The 21,255-nt window shown below is 41.0% G+C and carries 21 protein-coding genes; 4 read left to right on the top strand and 17 right to left on the bottom strand.

Annotated features, from left to right (window positions below):
* Positions 1-68: 68 nt before the first annotated feature.
* Entirely contained in the window at positions 69-2,249 is a 2,181-nt protein-coding gene (gene katG, locus PTET_RS16315) for a catalase/peroxidase HPI (protein WP_096038963.1), read from the bottom strand.
* A 919-nt stretch (positions 2,250-3,168) separates the two neighbouring features.
* Here katG and PTET_RS16310 point away from each other — a divergent pair.
* Positions 3,169-4,053 carry a tetratricopeptide repeat protein gene (locus PTET_RS16310; RefSeq protein ID WP_058155648.1) on the top strand — a complete coding sequence of 295 codons (885 nt, stop codon included), beginning with the start codon at positions 3,169-3,171 and terminating at the stop codon, positions 4,051-4,053.
* Positions 4,054-4,252: 199 nt separating this feature from the next.
* Here PTET_RS16310 and PTET_RS16305 read toward each other — a convergent pair whose 3' ends face one another.
* The 3 genes from PTET_RS16305 to PTET_RS16295 form a co-directional block, all read right to left on the bottom strand.
* Positions 4,253-4,573 (bottom strand): hypothetical protein, encoded by a 321-nt coding sequence (locus PTET_RS16305; RefSeq protein ID WP_008467890.1) that lies wholly within the window; start codon positions 4,571-4,573, stop codon positions 4,253-4,255.
* 9 nt (positions 4,574-4,582) lie between these two features.
* Complete coding sequence (locus PTET_RS16300; RefSeq protein ID WP_028834673.1) at positions 4,583-5,284, bottom strand: nuclear transport factor 2 family protein; 702 nt, start codon at positions 5,282-5,284, stop codon at positions 4,583-4,585.
* A gap of 90 nt (positions 5,285-5,374) precedes the next feature.
* Complete coding sequence (locus tag PTET_RS16295) at positions 5,375-6,118, bottom strand: ferredoxin--NADP reductase (RefSeq protein WP_016900123.1); 744 nt, start codon at positions 6,116-6,118, stop codon at positions 5,375-5,377.
* Between PTET_RS16295 and PTET_RS19235 the strand changes: the two genes are divergently transcribed.
* Positions 6,096-6,797 carry a hypothetical protein gene (locus PTET_RS19235; protein ID WP_157740514.1) on the top strand — a complete coding sequence of 234 codons (702 nt, stop codon included), beginning with the start codon at positions 6,096-6,098 and terminating at the stop codon, positions 6,795-6,797. The two genes, PTET_RS16295 and PTET_RS19235, sit on opposite strands and share 23 nt — an antisense overlap.
* Before the next feature lie 826 nt (positions 6,798-7,623).
* Here the strand turns inward: PTET_RS19235 and deoD are convergent.
* On the bottom strand, positions 7,624-8,325 hold the full coding sequence (deoD, locus tag PTET_RS16280) for a purine-nucleoside phosphorylase (RefSeq protein ID WP_008110728.1): 702 nt from the start codon (positions 8,323-8,325) through the stop codon (positions 7,624-7,626).
* 65 nt (positions 8,326-8,390) lie between these two features.
* Positions 8,391-9,608 carry a phosphopentomutase gene (locus PTET_RS16275; protein ID WP_013462848.1) on the bottom strand — a complete coding sequence of 406 codons (1,218 nt, stop codon included), beginning with the start codon at positions 9,606-9,608 and terminating at the stop codon, positions 8,391-8,393.
* 192 nt (positions 9,609-9,800) lie between these two features.
* Between PTET_RS16275 and udk the strand changes: the two genes are divergently transcribed.
* A complete protein-coding gene (gene udk / locus PTET_RS16270; protein ID WP_013462847.1) occupies positions 9,801-10,430 on the top strand; it encodes a uridine kinase in 630 nt (209 codons plus the stop codon).
* 17 nt (positions 10,431-10,447) lie between these two features.
* Positions 10,448-11,671: a NupC/NupG family nucleoside CNT transporter gene (locus PTET_RS16265; RefSeq protein ID WP_033103235.1), complete on the top strand. Its 1,224-nt coding sequence runs from the start codon at positions 10,448-10,450 to the stop codon at positions 11,669-11,671.
* 572 nt (positions 11,672-12,243) lie between these two features.
* On the opposite strand, the gene PTET_RS16260 is transcribed toward PTET_RS16265, so the two are convergent.
* From PTET_RS16260 to PTET_RS16210, 11 genes are all read right to left on the bottom strand, one after another.
* Positions 12,244-13,002: a substrate-binding periplasmic protein gene (locus tag PTET_RS16260; RefSeq protein ID WP_096038962.1), complete on the bottom strand. Its 759-nt coding sequence runs from the start codon at positions 13,000-13,002 to the stop codon at positions 12,244-12,246.
* A gap of 364 nt (positions 13,003-13,366) precedes the next feature.
* Entirely contained in the window at positions 13,367-13,576 is a 210-nt protein-coding gene (locus PTET_RS16255) for a cold-shock protein (RefSeq protein ID WP_008467029.1), read from the bottom strand.
* Between the two features lie 260 nt (positions 13,577-13,836).
* Positions 13,837-14,550 (bottom strand): hypothetical protein, encoded by a 714-nt coding sequence (locus PTET_RS16250; protein WP_028834668.1) that lies wholly within the window; start codon positions 14,548-14,550, stop codon positions 13,837-13,839.
* A complete protein-coding gene (locus PTET_RS16245; protein ID WP_064662776.1) occupies positions 14,547-15,287 on the bottom strand; it encodes an FTR1 family protein in 741 nt (246 codons plus the stop codon). Before PTET_RS16245 ends, PTET_RS16250 begins: the two co-directional genes overlap by 4 nt.
* Complete coding sequence (locus PTET_RS16240) at positions 15,274-15,627, bottom strand: cupredoxin domain-containing protein (RefSeq protein WP_036955466.1); 354 nt, start codon at positions 15,625-15,627, stop codon at positions 15,274-15,276. Before PTET_RS16240 ends, PTET_RS16245 begins: the two co-directional genes overlap by 14 nt.
* The gene (locus tag PTET_RS16235; protein WP_029609982.1) at positions 15,620-16,921 is read right to left on the bottom strand and encodes an ATP-binding protein; all 1,302 of its coding nucleotides are present in this window, start codon (positions 16,919-16,921) and stop codon (positions 15,620-15,622) included. The genes PTET_RS16240 and PTET_RS16235 overlap by 8 nt, the downstream gene beginning before the upstream one ends.
* Positions 16,922-16,984: 63 nt before the next feature.
* Complete coding sequence (locus PTET_RS16230) at positions 16,985-17,644, bottom strand: response regulator (protein WP_013462838.1); 660 nt, start codon at positions 17,642-17,644, stop codon at positions 16,985-16,987.
* A gap of 11 nt (positions 17,645-17,655) precedes the next feature.
* Entirely contained in the window at positions 17,656-18,303 is a 648-nt protein-coding gene (locus tag PTET_RS16225; RefSeq protein WP_013462837.1) for a hypothetical protein, read from the bottom strand.
* A 28-nt stretch (positions 18,304-18,331) separates the two neighbouring features.
* Entirely contained in the window at positions 18,332-19,102 is a 771-nt protein-coding gene (locus PTET_RS16220) for an SDR family oxidoreductase (protein ID WP_013462836.1), read from the bottom strand.
* Entirely contained in the window at positions 19,099-19,788 is a 690-nt protein-coding gene (locus PTET_RS16215; protein ID WP_096038961.1) for a TenA family transcriptional regulator, read from the bottom strand. Before PTET_RS16215 ends, PTET_RS16220 begins: the two co-directional genes overlap by 4 nt.
* Positions 19,781-21,253, bottom strand: coding sequence for an AMP-binding protein (locus tag PTET_RS16210; protein ID WP_407681293.1), 1,473 nt, complete (start codon positions 21,251-21,253; stop codon positions 19,781-19,783). Before PTET_RS16210 ends, PTET_RS16215 begins: the two co-directional genes overlap by 8 nt.
* Positions 21,254-21,255: the final 2 nt, after the last annotated feature.

Genomic DNA, 21,255 nt, shown 5'->3' with positions numbered 1-21,255 from the left:
CTTTAACCTTTAACCTAAATAATATAAAAAAAGGAGCATTGCTGCTCCTTTATAAATTTTACTTAGGTTTATTTAATATCAAACCGGTCGGCGTTCATCACTTTTACCCATGCGGCAACAAAGTCGTGTACAAAACGGGTTTTGTTATCGTCTTGAGCATAAAACTCTGCCAATGCACGGAGTATTGAGTTTGAACCAAATACTAAATCAACCCGCGTAGCCGTGTACTTAGTTTTACCACTAGCGCGGTCAACTATGTTGTACTCGCCTTTAGCTGCAGGTTCCCAGCGGTTGTTCATGTCGGTTAAATTAACAAAAAAGTCGTTACTCAGTACGCCTACCTTGTGGGTAAATACACCATGTTCACTATTGCCATAGTTAGTGCCTAGTACGCGCATACCGCCTAGTAATACGCTCATTTCTGGTGCTGTTAGCCCCATCAATTGGCTGCGCTCTAGTAATAGCTCCTCGGCGGATACGGCATAGTCTTTTTTCAGCCAATTTCTGAAACCGTCATGAATTGGCTCTAATGGCTCGAATGACTCTGCATCGGTCATGTCATCACTAGCATCGCCACGCCCTGGGGCAAACGGTACGGTTATATCAACTCCTGCCTTTTTAGCCGCTTGCTCAACCGCAGCGGTGCCGCCAAGTACAATTAAATCGGCCATACTAACAGGCTTAGTTAAACTCGCTTGCAGTGTTTCAAGGGCTGCAATCACATTGGCTAAACGCTCTGGTTCGTTACCTTGCCAGCTATTTTGCGGAGCTAGGCGAATACGGGCGCCATTTGCACCACCACGGTGATCGGAACCTCTATAAGTACGTGCGCTATCCCATGCGGTATTAATTAAGTCGGTTTCACTTAATCCACAATTAAGTAGCTTCGCTTTTAAATCGGTTATTTCAGCGTCGCTTAGGGTGTAATCAACTGCAGGAATAGGATCTTGCCAAATTAAATCTTCGCTTGGCACATCGGCGCCCAAATAACGTGATTTTGGCCCTAAATCACGGTGGGTTAACTTAAACCATGCGCGGGCAAATACGTCAGTAAAGTACTCAAAATCGTCATTAAAACGCTCAATAATTTTACGGTACGCTGGGTCGAGCTTCATTGCCATATCGGCATCGGTCATTATTGGGTTTAAACGAATCGAAGGGTCTTCCACATCAACGGGTTTGTCTTCTTCTTTAATATTAACCGGCTCCCACTGATGAGCCCCTGCAGGGCTTTTGGTTAGCTCCCACTCGTAATTAAGCAGCAGTTTACAATAACCGTTGTCCCATTTAGTTGGGTAGGTTGTCCATGCGCCTTCAATACCTGAGGTCATGGTATCGCGGCCAATGCCACGGGTTTTATGGTTATTCCAGCCAAGGCCTTGCTCGTACACATCGGCGGCTTCTGGCTCTGGGCCTAAGTTTTCTTCTTTGCCGTTACCATGCGTTTTACCTACTGTATGGCCACCGACCGTTAGCGCTGCGGTTTCTTCGTCGTTCATTGCCATACGCGCAAAGGTTTCGCGCACTTGTTCTGCGGTTTTAAGCGGATCGGGTTTACCATTTACCCCTTCTGGGTTTACGTAAATTAAACCCATTTGCACTGCCGCTAATGGGTTTTCCATGGTATCGGGTTTATCAACCTGGGTATATCGCTCATCACTTGGCGCAAGCCATTCTTTTTCTGCGCCCCAATAAACGTCTTTTTCTGGATGCCAAATATCTTCACGGCCACCGGCAAAACCAAAGGTTTTTAATCCCATTGATTCGTACGCCATATTACCGGCTAAAATAATTAAATCGGCCCATGAAAGCTTGTTGCCATATTTCTTTTTAATTGGCCATAATAAACGGCGCGCTTTATCTAGGTTAGCATTATCTGGCCACGAATTAAGTGGTGCAAAACGTTGATTACCGGTACCACCACCGCCTCGACCATCAGCTAAACGGTACGAGCCCGCAGAGTGCCATGCCATACGGATCATCAGGCCTCCATAGTGCCCCCAATCAGCTGGCCACCAAGGTTGGCTTTGAGTCATTAAATCTTTTAAATCGGTTTTAAGTGCTTCTAGGTCGAGTGAATTAAAAGCGTCGGCGTAATTAAAGTCGCTGTCGTAGGGGCTGGTTTTGCTATCGTGCTGATGAAGAATGTCTAAATTAAGTGAATTTGGCCACCAATCTGTATTGGTGTTTTCGGTTGTAGTATTACTGCCGTGCATAACTGGGCATTTACCCGCTTTATGATTATCCATATTGAGCTCCTTTTTAAGTATAAATAAAAACGCCCATGCTTACTGCTTTTGGTATTCACCAATTGGGAGCGCTGTTATTTTTTTGCCATTATATTAGGGTCTGTTGACCTTTGTGGATTAAAATTCGTTCAAACTAGGGGCGGTTTAATCGCGGCGCGAGGTTTGTAACCTAGTGGGCTAAGTCAAAACCGAGCAACAAAGAGTAAATCGCCCCTGGGCAGAACCCTTCGGGCAGCGCCTGTTTGGAATTGATGCTGCGTTATCGCCTATTTATGGGGAATAACCACACCACATAGGCTCTGCCTTGCCTAAATACCAAACAGACTACTGCAAATTTAACCTTAAAAGTCAACAGACCCTAATGACGTTTATGGTCTCTGCTTATTCAATATACGTGTAGCTGCTTTGATACGCTAGGGCAAAGTAATGCTTTAAAACGATTACTCTCATTTATAAATATGATGATGCAGCCAATGTTTGTGCTTAGCGTAAATAAATATTAAAACTTTTTATAAAATAGATGATCGTTATTAAAAATAGCCACGTAATGTACGATGAAGGGTTTGAAAGTGACTTAGGTTTTCTTAAGTGCACAGTGGAATACCCCCCTTCGCCATGAAATTATAGTTATAAAAGGTGTATAAGTTACTTATGCACCTTTATTTCTTTCTAATTTTTATCTATTTGAATTTAGTTAAGTAAAAATTCAGGTAGGCAAACTTACAATAGCACCTATCTCCTATTGTTCCCTTGATATGTTGATGTAGTTTTTTCCAGCCCAACTTGGGCTGGATTTTTTTTGCCTGTAATAAAGGATTTTTGAGTTAATTCCAGCTTCCCTATCCTCACCCTAGTACCAATGATGTGCGCATGTTAAAGTTAACAAAGCGATTAACTAATTTTTTAACTAGGCATATCAATGCGTTTTTATTTTTTACTATTTATTGTATTTATTGGTGTTTTTTCATCTGCGGTGCAAGCTGCTGATAAAAACACCGAAGCACTCAACGAGCAACAACAGCGTGAATTAGCACAGCTAGAAGCCCCTTTGTACAAACCATTACTTGAACGTTATATTCTCGATGAATTAAAGTCGGTTCGCCAAGATCAACAAAAACTGCGTGAAGACGTGACCAAACAAGTTACGCATGCACAGTTAGACACTGCCGATCGGGCGCTTACCTACACCACAGATACCATTAATAATGTATTTTTTATTATTACCGCCACCGCGTCTATTTTGGTATTAGTGGGCTGGAACTCGTTACGTGATGTAAAGAACAAAGTAGAAGATATAGTAAACACCCGAGTGAGTGTTATTACTGATGAGTATGAAGATCGCTTGAAAATATTAGAAGAAAAACTGCGAGTACGCTCTGAAGAAATACTCAGTAACCAAGAACGCATATCAATCACTAATGAAGTTCATTCGTTATGGATGCGAGCCAACCTTGAAAGTGATATTGCGAATAAAATTGAAATATTCGATGAAATTTTAAAACGTAAACCAGAAGATGTAGAAGCCATTGCCTACAAAGCGGATGCTTTATTAGAATTAAATGAGACTGAGCAAGCTATTGAGCTTTGTAATCAAGCAATTGATATAGATAGCGACTATGGTTACGCATACTGGCAGCGCGCCTGTGCGTATGCTTTAACGCATGAGCATGCAGATGCTCTAGCCGATATAAAAATGTCGCTTGAATACTCACCCAACTTACGAAACGAGCTACTTCATGAAAGTGCCTTTGCCAGTCTGCATGATAACGACAGCTTTAATGCGATAGTTTCAAACGAAGCCTAAACTTCGTTGCCTACAGGGAGGGTGGTAAAAAGCGTGAGCAGAACGCGAAAGTTTTGCTCAGTTTTTACTTATTATTACAAGGATGTAAGCCAGTAGAATAACTTAGGCGCAGTTATCGACCCCACTAGGTTAGAAGCTCGCGCCGCAATTAAGCTGCCTCTAGATTAAACAAATATCAATCTACAAAGGTCAATAGAGCTTAGCGTTTAAAGTATAAGTCTATTGACTTAGTAAGCAGCTCGTCGAGCTGCTCTTCAAAGTCTTCTATGTTGATTTCAAAATGATTTAAATACGCTTTAGCCTGCACTTGAGATAAGTTGCGGTTTTTAACGCTGTATTGCCGCTCATCTTTTTGCTTATCGTATCGAGGTAAAAATAATAACTGCGCATAATAAGGCGACTTAATATGCTTGTTCGCAAAGCGACAAAAGTCTTCAATGTGGTCTGCGCCCTCAGGGCCTAAACAGCCAGGCTCTACACGATACATTACACGAATTTTTTTCTCGTCACTTAGCTGCATAATTAATAATTACCTAAAAAATAATACCCTAACCACTTTGCCATCTTTAATTTGATAGCTTGAAATAAGCTCTGAACGTTTATCTATCACGTTCGGATCGTTAGAGCAGGTTTCTGATAGCTCATGGTCAATCACAATGTCACCATGCACAATACGCTTAATAGGTGATGAGTGAAGACACTTTAGCTTTTTAAACATAATGCCATAACGCGCAATTAATTTTTCTTTACCTTTAAATAATAGCTCATTCGGGAAAATATAAAACTCAACATCTTCATCATACATACGAATAAATTCTTCAATGTTTCGCGCGTTGTAGGCTTTAACTAATTGCTCTATAACAGCAAGTGACTCACGAGACTGTTTTGCTTTGGCTTGTTGCCTTGCTGTAAGTGCCTCTTTTGCTTGCGTCACTGCTTGCTCAGCCTCGACGACCGCTTGTGCTTTATCTACTTTACTTTTAGGCTGTTCAACCGGCTTCGTTGATTCGCTGCCAAGTACTTTAGAATCATCTGCAGTCACTTTCTTTACATCGGGTTGTTTAGGTATGTTAGCCTCTTGAGTTAACGTATCAAGTGCATCTTGTTGCGGCTGTACTTTTTCTGGCTGTGTCAGTTCAGCATTGTTTGATGATGCCGATTGCTCTATAGCATGACAGTTTAATGTGAAAGCGGCGAATAAACACGCATATATAATGAATGAAGGTTTCATGGTTTTCCTAAGTACAAAGACAAAATGCAATTAACGCGCAACATAGCAAATTTTACCCTCATGAGATAGTTATTATAGCGTTATAGCTCATTACCAATACTGCTCAACCGTAATATGCCCCGGCTCTTTTCGACGATTACGCTTATAGTTTTGAGCCACTAATAACTCACTGGTATCTTTAACCATTTGTGGATTACCACACAACATAAACTGTGCATTATTGGGGGTAGCACACAGCCCCACATGTTCAGATAGCGCGTTATTTTTTATCACTGTGGTTATTCGCCCTGCTAAACCTTGTAAAGGCTCCTCACGGCTAACTACTGGCACATAATTAAGCTGCCCAGGATGAGCCTTTAATAACTTATTAATTAGCTCCTGATAGCTTAAATCGCTATTTAGGCGCACCCCATGCACTAAGTTGATATGTTTGTATTTTTGCCATACCTCACTTTGCTGCAATATTGATAAAAACGGGCCAATAGCGGTGCCGGTGCTAAGCATCCAAAGTTGTTCACTCGCTGGCACTTCGTCAAGGGTAAAAAAACCGCTAGCACGGCGCTCTATTAGTACAGTGTCACCTGGGGTAAGTTGTGCTAAATGCGATGACAATTGGCCATCGACTACATTAATTAAATAAAATTCTAAATTTGGATCATCTGGTGCGTTAACATACGAGTAAGCACGAGCAATGCGTTTTTCACCGTCCATAACAGAAAGCTTTGTAAATTGCCCTGCTTTAAACGGTTCTACATCGGCGTTAACCGTTAAGCTAAATAACGATTCATTCCACCATTTAACTGACTTTACTGTGGCATCAATCCAATTAGACATAATTACTCCAGAGTGTAAAACGTGTTTTAGCTATCAGCTATCAGCTATCAGCTATCAGCTATCAGCTATCAGCTATCAGCTATCAGCTATCAGCTATCAGCTATCAGCTATCAGCTATCAGCTATCAGCTATCAGCTATCAGCTATCAGCTATCAGCTATCAGCTATCAGCTATCAGCTATCAGCTATCAGCTATCAGCTATCAGCTATCAGCTATCAGCTATCAGCTATCAGCTATCAGCTATCAGCTATCAGCTATCAGCTATCAGCTATCAGCTATCAGCTATCAGCTATCAGCTATCAGCTATCAGCTATCAGCTATCAGCTATCAGCTATCAGCTATCAGCTATCAGCTATCAGCTATCAGCTATCAGCTATCAGCTATCAGCTATCAGCTATCAGCTATCAGCTATCAGCTATCAGCTATCAGCTATCAGCTATCAGCTATCAGCTATCAGCTATCAGCTATCAGCTATCAGCTATCAGCTATCAGCTATCAGCTATCAGCTATCAGCTATCAGCTATCAGCTATCAGCTATCAGCTATCAGCTATCAGCTATCAGCTATCAGCTATCAGCTATCAGCTATCAGCTATCAGCTATCAGCTATCAGCTATCAGCTATCAGCTATCAGCTAAAACTTTAAAGTGGTTCATTTTAAAAGCAAGTTTTATAACTTAAACATTAGCATTAAGTTATAAATACTGACAGGGAAATAAATGAGAAGACAGCGAGCTACGAGTGACGAGTATCGAGCTAGTGCTAAAACCTGAGACCTTTAATCTACTCTTTTAGCGCAGCGTCTCTTTGTCCTCTTTGTGAATAATGACCTTGCGCGGCATAAAGCTCCGCCTACAGTAAATTCAGAAGTTAACCATATCAGTAGGCGGGAGTTTACCTCGCGCATTTGTGTTTAATATCCTAGACCTGACGCGATATAAAATCGCTGCTACGAAAGGCACTTACTGCTAAAAACAATTTTTCACCACAGAGGGTTCCGAGGCGCTTTGCGCTACACAGAGGTAGATTGGTATTTTTTAAGCATTTCTCTGTAAACTCAGTGTTCTCGGTGGTAAATATTTTTTAAATTAATGACCTTGCGCGGCATAAAGCCCCGCCTAAAATAAATTTAGAAGGTAACCATATCAGTAGGCGGAAGTTTACCTCGCGCATTTTATCTAACGTCTAAGTCTAATTTCTTGTTTAAACACAGAGAAGTGAATGAGAGTAAATGAGAAGACAACGGGCTTCGAGTGACGAGCTGCGAGCTACTGCTAAAACCTTTGACCTTTAACCTTTGACCTTTAACCTAGAACCTGAAACCTAAAGCCCGTAGCTCGAAACCCGTGGCCCGCACCCCGAGGCCCGAATCTCACACCTAAATTTCAGGCATAAAAAAAGCCGCATAAAATGCGGCTTTGGGGGTTTAGTCTCACTTCACTTTGGGCGTGTCTCCAAAACTTAGTGAATACGTTACCAAGGAACTGTTGTTAACCTAAGAGATTAATTAAATTGACTCTAGGGCAATTTTAACCATTTCGTTGAACGTGGTTTGACGCTCATCTGCAGGTGTTGCTTCGCCGGTGATTACATGATCACTGACGGTAAATAATGCCATTGCTTTTGCACCGTATTCTGCTGCTACGCCGTATAAGCCAGCTGTTTCCATATCAACAGCGAGTACACCTAGTTTGTCTAGATCTTTATAAAACGTGTCGTCTGCTTGATAAAAAGTATCGGTAGTAAATACGTTGCCTACTTTTGCATCAATACCTAAATCTTTAGCTGCATTTACGCCGTTTAAAAGTAGGTCAAAGTTAGCAATGGCAGCAAAGTCAGTGCCACGAACGCGGGCACGATTTACGTTTGAATCTGTGCTTGCACCTTGTGCAAAAATTACGTCGCGAATTTTAATATCGCTACCAATACCACCACAGGTACCTATACGAATAATATTTTTAACGCCAAAACTGACAATAAGCTCACGAGCATAAATTGACATTGAAGGAATGCCCATGCCAGAACCCATAATGCTCACTGGCTTACCTTTGTAAGTTCCAGTAAAGCCGTACATGTTACGTACGCCGGTTACTTGCACTGCATCATCTAAAAAGTTTTCAGCAATATATTGTGCGCGTAGCGGATCGCCTGGCATTAATACTGTTTCGGCAAAATCACCTACGTTTGCACTGATATGCGGAGTACTCATCGATTGTTTTCCTTTTGTTTGGCTAAAAGCCCTATTACTTTAAAAATAGCGAGCGTATTTTTAAGTTACTTAACTGTGTTCAGCTTATCAATAAAGCCATCACCATATTCTAACGCTTTAAGGTTAAACCATTGTGCAAGCGTTTGGCCAATATCGGCAAAGCTATTGCGTTCGCCCAGCGGGGTATTTTTCATCCCTGTCTGATAGGCAATAACCGGCACATATTCACGGGTGTGCTCAGACCCTGGAAAGGTCGGGTCACAGCCATGATCGGCGGTGATCATTAATAAATCATCCGGCTTTAATTGCGCTAAAATAGTGGGTAAGTAATCATCAAACTCTTTGAGCGCTTTCGCATAGCCAACAGGATTACGGCGGTGACCAAACTTTTCATCAAAATCAACTAAATTGGTAAAAATCAAACTGTGATCCGGCGCAGTCGCCACCACTTCGCTGGTTTTTTCTAGCAAGTTAATTAACCCTGGCGCTTTATGCTTTTGGGTAATGCCTTGATGCGCATAAATATCTGAAATTTTACCAATACTGATAACTTCGCCACCGTCTTTTGCAAGTACATCAAGCAATGTTGGCGATGGCGGTAATACTGAATAATCACGACGATTACCTGTTCTGGCAAAATCTTGATTATTAGAACCCAAAAATGGCCGCGCAATCACTCGCCCTATATTCATTTCATCAAGCAGCGCCCGTGCGATTTCGCAAACTTGATAAAGCTTCTCTAGGCCGAATGATTCTTCATGCGCGGCTATTTGAAACACACTGTCAGCTGAGGTGTAACAGATTGGTTTACCTGTTTTTACGTGCTCTTCACCTAGCTGCTCTAAAATCGTGGTTCCTGAGGCATGGCAATTGCCTAAAATGCCCGGAATACCTGTGCGAGCAATAAACTCGTCTACAAATTCTTGTGGGAAACTCGGCTGTGTTTTAGGGAAGTAACCCCAATCAAATAACACTGGCACGCCTGCCATTTCCCAATGACCCGATGGCGTGTCTTTACCGCTTGAAAGCTCTTTTGCGTAACCCCATGCACCTTGTGGTTCATGCCGCTCAGCAACTAAACAGGGTTCTTTACCAGCGGCTTCACATGCATCCACTAACCCTAATTTTGAAAGGTTAGGAAGCGAAAGCTTACTGCCAGTCTCGTCATAATATGCCTTGAGTAAATGTGCGAATGTATTAGCACCAACATCACCAAATTTATCTGCATCGGGTGCTGCGCCAATTCCTAAACTATCCGCCATTAAGATAATTGCTCTTGCCATTGTGACCTCACATCTGTTCTAGGTGGTTACTTTATCTGCTCTTCGAATTTTCCGTACAGGACATAAGTCCTGTTTCATAAAACCTAAACATTATAAATTTGCACTCTTAAGCGAAGCAAAAGAGATTAATCGTGTCTTTTTTGCTATTGTGATCTACCAACAATATATCCTTCTGTGTGGGTGAGAACTTTAGTGACACGAACTATTATAGCTATTGCAGGCGCATCGGCGTCCGGCAAATCTCTATTTAGCCAAACTATTTACAATGAATTGGTAAATGAGCTTGAACCAGGCGCTATCGCCATTATTGAAGAAGATGCTTATTACAAGGATCAATCGCATTTGCCGATGGCACATCGTACGCAAACGAATTACGACCATCCTGATGCATTTGAACACGAGCTATTGCTTGAGCATTTAACGCAACTTCGAAATGGCCACTCTGTTGAAGTACCAACTTATGATTATGCTCAGCATACACGTAGCGATAAAACGCGCCGTGTGGCTTCGGCTAAAATACTCATTGTAGAAGGTATTTTATTACTGAGTGATAAAGCGCTTAATAAAGAATTTGATATCAAGGTGTTTATAGATACGCCATTGGATATTTGTTTAATGCGCCGAATGCAACGCGACATGGAACAAAGAGGCAGAACATTACAATCTGTTGTTGAGCAATATCAAGCAACTGTTAGACCGATGTTTTATCAATTTATTGAGCCTTCAAAGCATAACGCTGACTTAGTTGTGACTCGAGGCGGTATGAATCGCGTTGCGATTGATATTATAAAAAGTAAAATAAAGTACATTTTACAAGAATAACAACGGGAAACGTTTGTATGACAACATTTATGAGCTTAGTAGGCATGCTAGTGCTACTAGGCATCGCTTTTGCGGCCTCAACTGATCGCAAAGCAATAAAACTAAGAACCGTGGGTATCGCATTTTTAATGCAAGTCATTATCGGCGGTTTTGTACTGTTTTTTGAAGCAGGCAAAAATGTATTAGCGAGTATGTCTCGCGCCGTTTCATCGGTTATTGGGTATGCCAACGATGGAATTGGCTTTTTATTTGGCCCATTAGCATCGCAAGATACGCTAGGGTTTATTTTTGCCATTCAAGTATTGCCAGTTATTGTGTTTTTCTCAGCACTTGTTGCTGTGTTATACCACTTAGGCATTATGGATTGGATAATTAAAATTTTAGGCGGTGGTTTACAAAAATTATTGAAAACCTCTCGCACCGAGTCGCTTTCAGCCACCGCAAATATTTTTGTTGGCCAAACTGAAGCGCCACTCATTGTTAAACCGTTTATTGCGACAATGACCAAATCTGAGTTATTTGCCGTAATGGTAGGTGGTTTGGCCACCGTAGCAGGCTCTGTAATGGCCGGTTACGTAATTATTGGTGTAGACCTTAAATATTTAATTGCAGCCAGTTTTATGGCAGCACCAGGTGGTTTCTTAATGGCAAAAATGATAGTGCCAGAGACAGAAACACCTAAAGATGATTTAGCCGATATAGATTTAGGCGACGACAAACCGGTTAATGTTATTGACGCAGCAGCATCAGGCGCAGCAAACGGTATGCACTTAGCATTAAACGTAGGTGCTATGCTTTTAGCATTTGTTGCACTGATTGCGTTATTAAACGGTTTATTAGGCGGTATTGGTGGGTTGTTTGATTATCCTACATTAACGCTACAAGAAATTTTAGGCTACTTGTTTGCCCCTGTTGCATGGTTATTAGGTGTACCGTGGAATGAGGCAATTATAGCCGGCAGCTTTATTGGTCAAAAGTTAGTAGTGAATGAGTTTGTTGCTTACTTAGACTTTATAAATTATCGCGATACGTTAAGTGCGCATACACAAGCAATTGTTACCTTTGCTTTGTGTGGCTTTGCTAACTTATCATCGATAGCCATTTTACTAGGTGGATTAGGCGGTATGGCGCCTAGTCGGCGAAAGGATATCGCACGCTTAGGGCTCAGAGCAGTGTTAGCAGGATCTATGGCTAACCTTATGAGCGCAGCAATTGCTGGGTTTTTCCTCTCGCTAGCTTAGAAACTTAATGAGACGATCCAACTGTTGCAAAACAATAGGATAGCGCTTTAAGGGGTTAAAGCACTATCTGACTTGAACGATACTTCACCAAGGGCCGCAAGGCCCTTTTATCGTTTTTATAGCCTCTACTTTCTAAATCCTCAGCAATTCATACCTAAAAATTCCCTAGCAAAGCTTTCATTCACGCACTCTTTACGCCATCAAAAGCCATCATTGCACTTATACCAATCCGCAATAATACTTAATCATTTTGCGGGGCTAAACGTGTCGCTACCTGTGTTAAAAAATTCTCATTTAGAACAACTAAATAGCGAATTTTTTGCCTAGCTATCAACTCGTTTTTCCAGCCTCAAAATAGACCACTTAATTAAGCGAATTGGTATTACTAAAAAATATGAACAACTGTGTAGCTGTAGGAGCATTTACTTATTAGCCCTTTACAAGGCACTTGAGAGTATAAAAGGTAACGAAGTTAACAAGAATGAAGGCTGTGAAGAGGTAATATAGGCATTATTAAGTGGAAACTTTTTGAGTTTTTCTGTGCTTAGGCGTGTTTATTATTGTCTATAGGCTTAATTTTTTACATAACGTTTAATGTAAGTTTCATAGCCAGACTCTGCCTTAAGCTGCTCAAGTGCTTGATTAAAGCGTTTTACTACCACAGGTGAAGCGGCTTTGTTAAAGCCAATATAGTTGCCTTTAAGCTCATCCACATGAATTTGCTTGAGCTTCACCAAGTCATCCCTAGAGTACCCAAATGGCTCAGTTTGATGATCAATAGTAAAGTCAGAGCCAATAATTAAATCGATGCGTTTTTTAAAAAACAGTCGCATAAATGAGTCTGCTTCACTAAACAGTAATAAGTTTTTATCGGTAACAAACCCAAGTCGACGCACCAGCATTTCATAAATGTCGCCTCGCACTATGCCCAACGAGTAGTTTTTAGCTTGTGATATATCATTCATCACAATATGGTCGCTAGTTTTTAATTTAAAAAAGTAGGTTTGGCTCGATACCAAAGGTCCCACCCATTCAAAAAGAGGAATACGTTCTTGCGTTTTTGCTAGAGAAATGATGGCTGAGTGCGGGTTATTTTGCACTAACTGGTAAGCACGCTTCCAAGGTAACATAATAAATTCGCACTCTAGTGCGGCACGAGCACAAGCATCTTTCACTATATCATGATTAATACCCGCTAGCTGCCCAGCTTCATTTTGAAAATTGTAAGGGGCAAAGCTTTCGGTATAAATAACCAATTTAGGCGCATTAGCCTGGATATTATGGCTAAATAGCAACCCTAACGCTAATAATGTAAATTTAAAAATAAACACCCCCTATAATTTAAGTAATAACCTTAACCTAGAAAGCATGTAGAAACTATTAATTTATAGCACTTTTATAATGTTAAAAATAGCAGGTGATTTGAGAATGACTATCGTTAATAATACCAATCCGCAATAATACTCAATCATTTTGCGGGGCTAAACGTGTCGCTATCTGTGTTAAAAAATTCTCATTTAGAACAACTAAATAGCGAATTTTTTGCCTAGCTATCAACCCGTTTTTCCTGCCTCAAAATAGACCGCTTAATTAAGCGAATTGGTATAAATTTACAGATGGTGGGGAGATATTCTTAAATTTTAGACACAAAAAAAGCGCCTTAAGCGCTTTTTTTCATTTTACTTAAAAGTAAAATTATAGAGCTGTGATGTTATCAGCTTGAGGACCTTTTTGACCTTGTGAAAGAGTGAACTCTACACGTTGACCTTCAGCTAAAGTTTTGAAACCTTCGCTTTTGATTGCTGAGAAATGTGCGAAAACGTCTGGACCATTTTCTTGCTCGATGAAACCAAAACCTTTAGACTCGTTGAACCACTTAACTGTACCTGATACGATGTTAGACATAGTATTATTCCTGATATAAAAATTAAATTGTGCCCTAATGGGCGGTGTAGCAAAAAATGAGATGGTACTTAAAAACTTCAGGACGGTACTACAAGTATTACTTATACAACAACGAAATGGAGATTTATAAATTATCATGCTTTCTTTCTAGCTGCGGACTACTATATAGAGTTACAGACTCAAGTCAACCCTTAATGCGATTTAATTTATAAAATAGCTTAAGCAGCCCGTTTTATAAATTAAGTACTTGTTTAAAGAGCTTAAAATTCAAATTCTAGTGCCATTCTAAAGCTATGATTTTTCTCTGACTGGCTGATTTCAGTAATAAAACCGGCTTCCCACTTTAATTGTTTTTGTCCATCAAAGCGATGTAACCCTATAAATCCGGGGCCAATACCGACAAAGTCTTCGCCAAGATAAACCTCAACCGCGGGCTGAAAAGCAGACAAATAGCGGTAGCGATATTGCGCTCTAAATTCGCTTTCCCACTCATTTTGTATATCTTGGCCCCACTCGTACACTAAAAATGCATTCATAGTGAGACTTGCACGACCAAACTCTTTTTCAATCACAAAACCGGTGGTTGCTTCGTATGCGTCGGCGTCATGCTGTTTTTCAAATTCAAATAACGCGCCCCAATCAGCCCATAGCCTGCCCTGCTCTATTAACTGCCAACGAAGTTCTAACTCATACGCTTGCAAGCCAAAGTCACCATTATCATCGCGCTCGCCCACTAAATAGCCTTCCAATGCCATGGTGTCGTTAATTGCGCCGCCTAAGCCAACGCGCTGCGCTAAAATATTACCACTGTCGGTTTGATGTGACACAAGCCGCCACTCTAGCTCACGCTCAAACGGCAACACATAAGGATGATAAACTTTATCAACCACTATGCCATCAGCATAAGCCAGCTTAGGTATTAATAAACAAAAACCAATTAATACAGTGGCTGCAAATAGGTTTATTGCTTTCATGATTGTTCCTTAGTTATTGATTTAGGAATAAAATAACAAACTGATAAAAATAACACGCTGCTCAGCACATAACTTAAAACACTGGTTAAATTAGGCGTAGCCTCATAACCGATAAGTGCGCGCAAAACCCGTCCAAACTCTGAGTTTTCAGTTAAAATAGCACGTAAATCCCATACGGTTGCCGTTGTTGCTATCAAATCAATTTGGCTCGCCAAATCAAGTGCCACAACCAGTTTTGCCGCACTGTTTAATGCTAACAATACCAATAAAGGGATAAGCCCAAAGCGCTGTTTGATTGCACTCAATAAAAAATACAACAACACACTAAAGCTACTGCATATCCCTAAGCCTAAAAAAGTGCCAATAAATAAGCTTTGTGCTGCTTCGTTGTTTTGCCAAAAGCCAATCAGGTAAATAATGTAATGACTTAAATAAAGAGTCATTACACTGATAATCGCAATCATAAATGCAGGCGTTGCTTGTTTAATGGCGTAGTACAGCGCACTGATAAACACTAAAACACATAAAGCAATTTGGGTATATTCTAAACCCTGGTAGTCAAACAAGGGACTAATTAGCGGAGCACTTTTTACAAATAAAAATGATAGCCCCACACCTAAAACAAGCATCCCCAGTACCTTCACTAAACTTTGCTTGGCAATCACTTGGAGTAAAATAAGTAAAATGGCCACCGGCAATAACTGATTGAGGCTCATCACAAGGCTAGTTATTAGCATCAGAATCCTCCTTTTCGGTCGCTATTACAGCACCACGCGCCGTATTGGGCGAGAACTCGCCAAAAAATTCATAACGCCCAGGGGTTAACGGCCCAATATAAATAACGCTTTTGCGATTAGGGTAAAGTACTTTCTCTCGGTTGAGATCGAAACTGTCGAATTCTTCAGGCGTACTATCTTGATTTTCGATTAACAAGCGTACCTTTTTATTGGCTGGCACCACGATTTCTGCGGGATAAAACAAATGATCTTTAAGTACAATAAGATAGTCTTTACTGGCGGCGTTAAATGATAAAAATACGCAACAATATAAATAGGGGTGAATAAGTCGTTTAATCACATTTAGCTCCTGCAAAAACTACCTGTACTTTTAAGCCGCCCAAATCGCTGTCTGTTAAATTAATTTCAGCGCTATAAATAGCAATAATGTGCTGGACTATTGCCATGCCTAAGCCCGCACCTTGTTCACCCGAAGGATGTTGGTCACCGCCAACGCGATAAAAACGGTTAAATATCCGTTGTTTTTGATCGTCAGTCATACCTGGACCGCTGTCTTCTATTTGCCAAATACGCTGCCTGTGCATCTGCTTTAGGGTAATTTTTATTTGTCCGTTTGCAGGCGCGTACTTTATAGCATTACTCAGTAGGTTTGAAATCAACGTCACTAAGGTAAACTCATCACCGTTAATAGTAAAGTCATCTCCCTCAAGGCTAATAGTGTGATTTTTAGCCTCTATTTTTTCATATAGTTGGCTAACTACTTCTTGCGTGATCGCTAATAATGACTGTTCTTTAAACTGCTTTTGCCACTGCTCTGGCTGAGTACGCCCTAGTATTAGCATTTGCTCCACTATATTGGTGAGTCGATTAATACCTTGAGTCATGGCTTGTAATTCTTGGTTATCGCCTTGTTGGGCGGCCAAATTATGCACATTAATTTTTAAACTGCTCAGGGGAGTACGTAATTCATGGGCGGCATCTGAGGCAAAAAAACGTTCTCGTAAATAGGCCGTTTCTACGCGTTTAAATAAGTCGTTTAAGCGGCTGATCACTGGTTTTATTTCTTCATCCGTCACCTGCCAATTGATCGCTGTGAAATCATTTGCTTGGCGCAGGGCTAACTGTTTTGATAAACGGGTTAACGGTGCCAGTGCATATTTAACAAAAAAGCTAATAAATAGCGCAAGCAAAGGAACCGCCCATAACATGGGTAACATGGCTGATAAAATCACCGCCTCGGCAAGCTCAAACCGCTTAGCAATCGGCTCGGCAACAATAACAGTGCGTAAAGAAGTAGCAAAAACGAATACCCGCATTCGCTGCCCTGCAATATTAAGCGTTTGAAAACCCGCTTGATATTGGCTCAAATCAAGATTTAATTCGTCAGAACCGCTAAGTAGCTCACCACTTTGCCAAATTTGATACAGTAACTGGGCGCTTTCTTGCATTTTTGGCGCCATAGCGTTAATAGATAGAGGCTGTTGCATCAAGACTCCAGCCACCACTTTTAGCTCACTATCGAGTAATTGCTCACCATGGCTCATACTTTTTTGATAGCCTTTTACTAAAGCTAAAAAGCAGGTTAACACCATCATTGACAGTAAGATAAGTGTTAAACGCTTACGAATTGACATAGAGCATGGTTACCTTTGTAAATTCAAGTTTGTGCAATCTAGGGGGCGTTTTAATCACGTGAGCTATCTCTTTCCCACAACATAGCCAATACCACGGAGAGTTTTAATAAAATCGCTGGGGAATTTTTTTCGTAGGTGATGAATATGCACCTCAATGGTGTTAGAGCCAACCTCTTCACCCCATTGATAGAGTTTATTTTCTAACTGCTGCTTAGATTGCACGCGACCTTGGTTTTCCAGTAACGCTTTTAGCAGCATGTACTCTTTTCGCGGCAGAGAAAGTAGCTCATCGTTAAGTGTGACACTGTGCGCTGACGTATCCATAGTAACATCACCACATTGTAATAAACTCGACTGAGCTTGATTTACACGTCGGCTCGCTACGCGCAAACGAGCAAATAATTCGGCTGGTTCAAATGGCTTAGCTAAATAATCATCAGCCCCCATATCAAGCCCTTGCACTTTGTCATCTATGCTACTGCGAGCGGTTAGTATCACCACCGGAATGACTTTTTTTTGTGCTTTTATGTGCTTTAAAATTTGCGAACCATCACCATCAGGTAAGCCTAGGTCAAGTATAACCAACTCTATTTCGCCACTGCCTAAACATTGCAACGCATGCTTAACCGTTGCGCTGTGTTCTACACTGTAGCCTTCTTGGCGCAACGAGCGGCAAAGCCCTTGCGCCACAAGATGATCATCTTCAACTAATAATAAATGCATTGTTTGTTTTGTTATCTCTTTAGTTTTTTATCAACTTTAGCTAATAATTGGCTAATTGCTTGCTGACGATATTTGTCCGCTTTAGCGCGAGTATCACGAATACCGGCCGCTTGTGCAACTAACAAATGGGCTTTGGCTTGCTTATATTCACGTTCGTCGTATAAAAACTCACCATACAAGTAATTAGTATCAATGCCTTTTTGATTAAAAGCGAGTGCTTGCTTAAAAAACTTATCGGCGGTGTCATCATCACCAAAGCCAATTGGCCACCCTGGTACTTTACTGTATAAGGTTGCAAGGCTAGCATACGCTGAGCCACCTAAAGCACTGTCGTCTATTTTAAGGGCTTGCTCTAATGATGCCTTTGCATCTTTGGCATAACCCAACGCCCCTAAGCCGCCTTTTGCACCCGCAAAACTTGCCAGCACAATGCCGTTCCATGTATAGCTATTTGCTGAATTAGGATAGTTTTCGATAAATTGAGCACTTTGCTCACTCAGTTGAGTAAAGGCTTTGATTTGTGCGTCATCCTTAAGCTCATAATTAGCGACCGCCCACTGCTGTTGAATAGCGAGTAAGTCGCTTTGTTCGTCTGCAAATACCGGCGATGAAAACACACTAACAATGCTTAAATAAGCTGCTAAAGTAAATTTTTTCATAATAAATCCTCTATTATTTAGTGAACAACTAACCTAAAAAGCTTTTTATTTTAGGGAGTTGTTTAGCAATTGCGTTATCTACAATACGTGGAAAAACGCCATTGATACGTGCAAAAAGTTTCTCAGGAAAACCAATAAATCGTCTGGTTTTATTTGAGTTTAATAACGCAACTAACTCATCAGCCACCAACTGCGGAGAGTCCATTTGATTACCAAGCGCTTTGTTCATTGCCCGCGTTTGAGCATCATTAATGTCGGTATCAGTTGCTCTAGGTGCCAAATAAGTAACTCTAACGCCAGTGTCTGAAAGCTCTCGTGATAACGCTTCGCTAAAACCACGCAAACCAAATTTACTGGCACAATAAAGTGTTTGATATGGGTAACCTATGCTGCCAAAAGACGACCCAACATTAACTATGGTGCCTCTATTCGCTTGCAGCTGCTCTAAAAACAGTTGGCATAGTTTCATCGGGACGGCTAAATTAGTGCTCAGTAGATTATCAATTTGTTCACTACTACAACTACTTAAGCTTTGCATAACATTAATGCCTGCATTGTTTATAAGTAATTTAGCACCGCCCAATTTTTTGGCTTTAATTGCCAATGCCAGCATGTTTTCTGCAACGGTTAAATCTCCCACAAAAGTCATACTACCTGGGCACTGGCTACTTAGCGCATTTAGCGCATCGCCATTACGCCCTACTAATAGTAATTGCCAACCTTGTGCGTGCAGTGTTTTGGCAATCGCTTGGCCAATTCCCCCTGTGGCTCCTGTTAAAACACATAAGCCGGTATTCATGCGTGTTGCTCTTGCGCTGATGCTTTAAAGAACGGCTCGTCATCTAAAGCGCGGAAAATATCACCGTACAAACGATAAAAACATTTTGCGCCATGTAAAATAGCTTGCTGATCGGTCTCATTAGTAATTTTGTTCATCAAGTTTTCAAAAAACTTTACGTGCTCTATATCAAGCGCACCATGAGAGGTTAAATAGCTAAATGCTTTTTTAGGTAAACCAACTGCATCAGCAATATTTGAAGCTGCGCCATCAGCCAGTGCAATTGAAGTCCCTTCGAGTACATGAACCATGCCAAAAAAGCTTAATGGATTTTTACGAGCGATACTGTCATAGGCATACGAGACCATCATTTCGGTAGCAAATTGTGGCTTACTATGGCGCACGCTTTCTTTATCAAAACCACACGCGGCAATATCGTTAAGCACCCATTCTTGATGGCCAATTTCCTCTTCAATGTATTCGGCTACGGCTTCACGTAACCATTCTTGTTCGTCGGTTAAACGGGCACCTAACGACATCATTAATGGCACAGTGTGTTTTACATGATGATAGGCTTGCGCTAAAAATGACGCATACTCTTCAAGTGATGCTTGGCCTTTAAAAACGCGCTGTATAATTGGCGCAGCTAATAAGTACTCACGCTCGTTTTGAGTTTGTGCTTTTAATGTATTAAAAAAATCAGTCATGGATCACTTCTCCAAGTCGGTAAAATTGTTCAAAAATAAGGTTAAATTGCTGGCTAATAGCCTGGCGCTTAGGACGATTATTGGTCGTTAGTAACCCTTGCTGAACACTTAAAGGCTGAGCTAACCGATGCCACTTTTTAACTTGTGCATAATCGGGTAACTGTTGATTTATAAATTTCATATGCTCACTGAGTTGTTGATCACTCAACTCAGGGATTGCATAAATAATCGCGGTTAAAAAAGGTCTGCCCTCACCAAAAACAACGGCTTGTATAATCGCGCTTTGGCTCAATATTAATGACTCAGGCCATTCAGCACTGACATTACGGCCCATGCTGGTAATAATCAGATTTTTAAGTCGCCCTTTTATATAGAGCTTATTGCCATGCTGGGTCACTAAATCGCCTGTTGCATACCAGTTATTTGGGTTATGCGGCGCTTGATTTAAATACCCTAAAAATAGCTCACCCTTTATGTACAACTGGCCTTTTTCGATTTTGGTTTGTATGTGCGGCAGTACAGTGCCGGCACTCTTTAAATCATCATTTTTGGGCGTATTTAAACTTACGACAGATGCCGCCTCTGATAATCCATACCCCTGATAAACAGGTAAATTAAGCTCTCTGGCGGTGGCAATTAAAGCATCACTCACGAGCGCTCCGCCAACTGCAATAAACTGTAATGACTTTGGCGGCTGCCAACCTTGTTTTGCAAACGCAATTAAACACGTTAATAACTCAGGCACTAAAATAAGGGTGTTAGGTTTTACACTGTCAATTGCACTAATAAGTTTTTCAGGATTTTTTAACCCTGAGCCAACAAAACCCAATTCGTTTAACGGCATTAAATGTACACAACCGCCACTTAATAATGGTGCATAAATACCTGCAATATTTTCCAGTAATACAGGTAATGGCAGTAAACATAAGTGAGTTGGTTTACTTATACCTATTTGCTCACATAACGATTGTGCAACTTGCATTTGGCTATGAGTTGATAAACACACCCCTTTTGGCTCGCCTGTAGAGCCTGACGTGAAGGTGATTTTTTGCGTGCCCTCAAAGTAACTAATCGATTCTTTAACGTTGAGCTGATAAATATATAAGGTGTAATGATCAAACAAAGTAATAGACAATGTATGCGCACCCAAAGAAAGCCTTGGCATATCACTTATAAACAGCTGTGCACCACACTGTGCCAACACATATTGCGTTTGTTGTTGACTAAAAAAATGGGCGATCGGTATAGCCACTTTATTAGCAACGCTGGTCGCAGCATCAAGTACCAACCAAGCAGGTGTGTTATCAAGTTGAAATGCAATTGCATCAGCATCTGAATTTGCAAAAATTTCCGCTACTTTATTTATTTCTTGAAGCAGCTCAGCACCTGTGAACTGTTGTGTTTGATTCGCAAAATGCGCAACTACCGCCGGCTGAGTCGCTAAGTCATTTAAGCTATTTAACATAC

Origin of the sequence: Pseudoalteromonas tetraodonis (assembly GCF_002310835.1) — a bacterium.
In the GTDB taxonomy this organism is placed as follows: Bacteria; Pseudomonadota; Gammaproteobacteria; order Enterobacterales; family Alteromonadaceae; genus Pseudoalteromonas; species Pseudoalteromonas tetraodonis.
The sequence above is the reverse complement of the archived record's forward strand: the minus strand, read 5'-3'. Positions and strand labels throughout refer to the sequence as shown.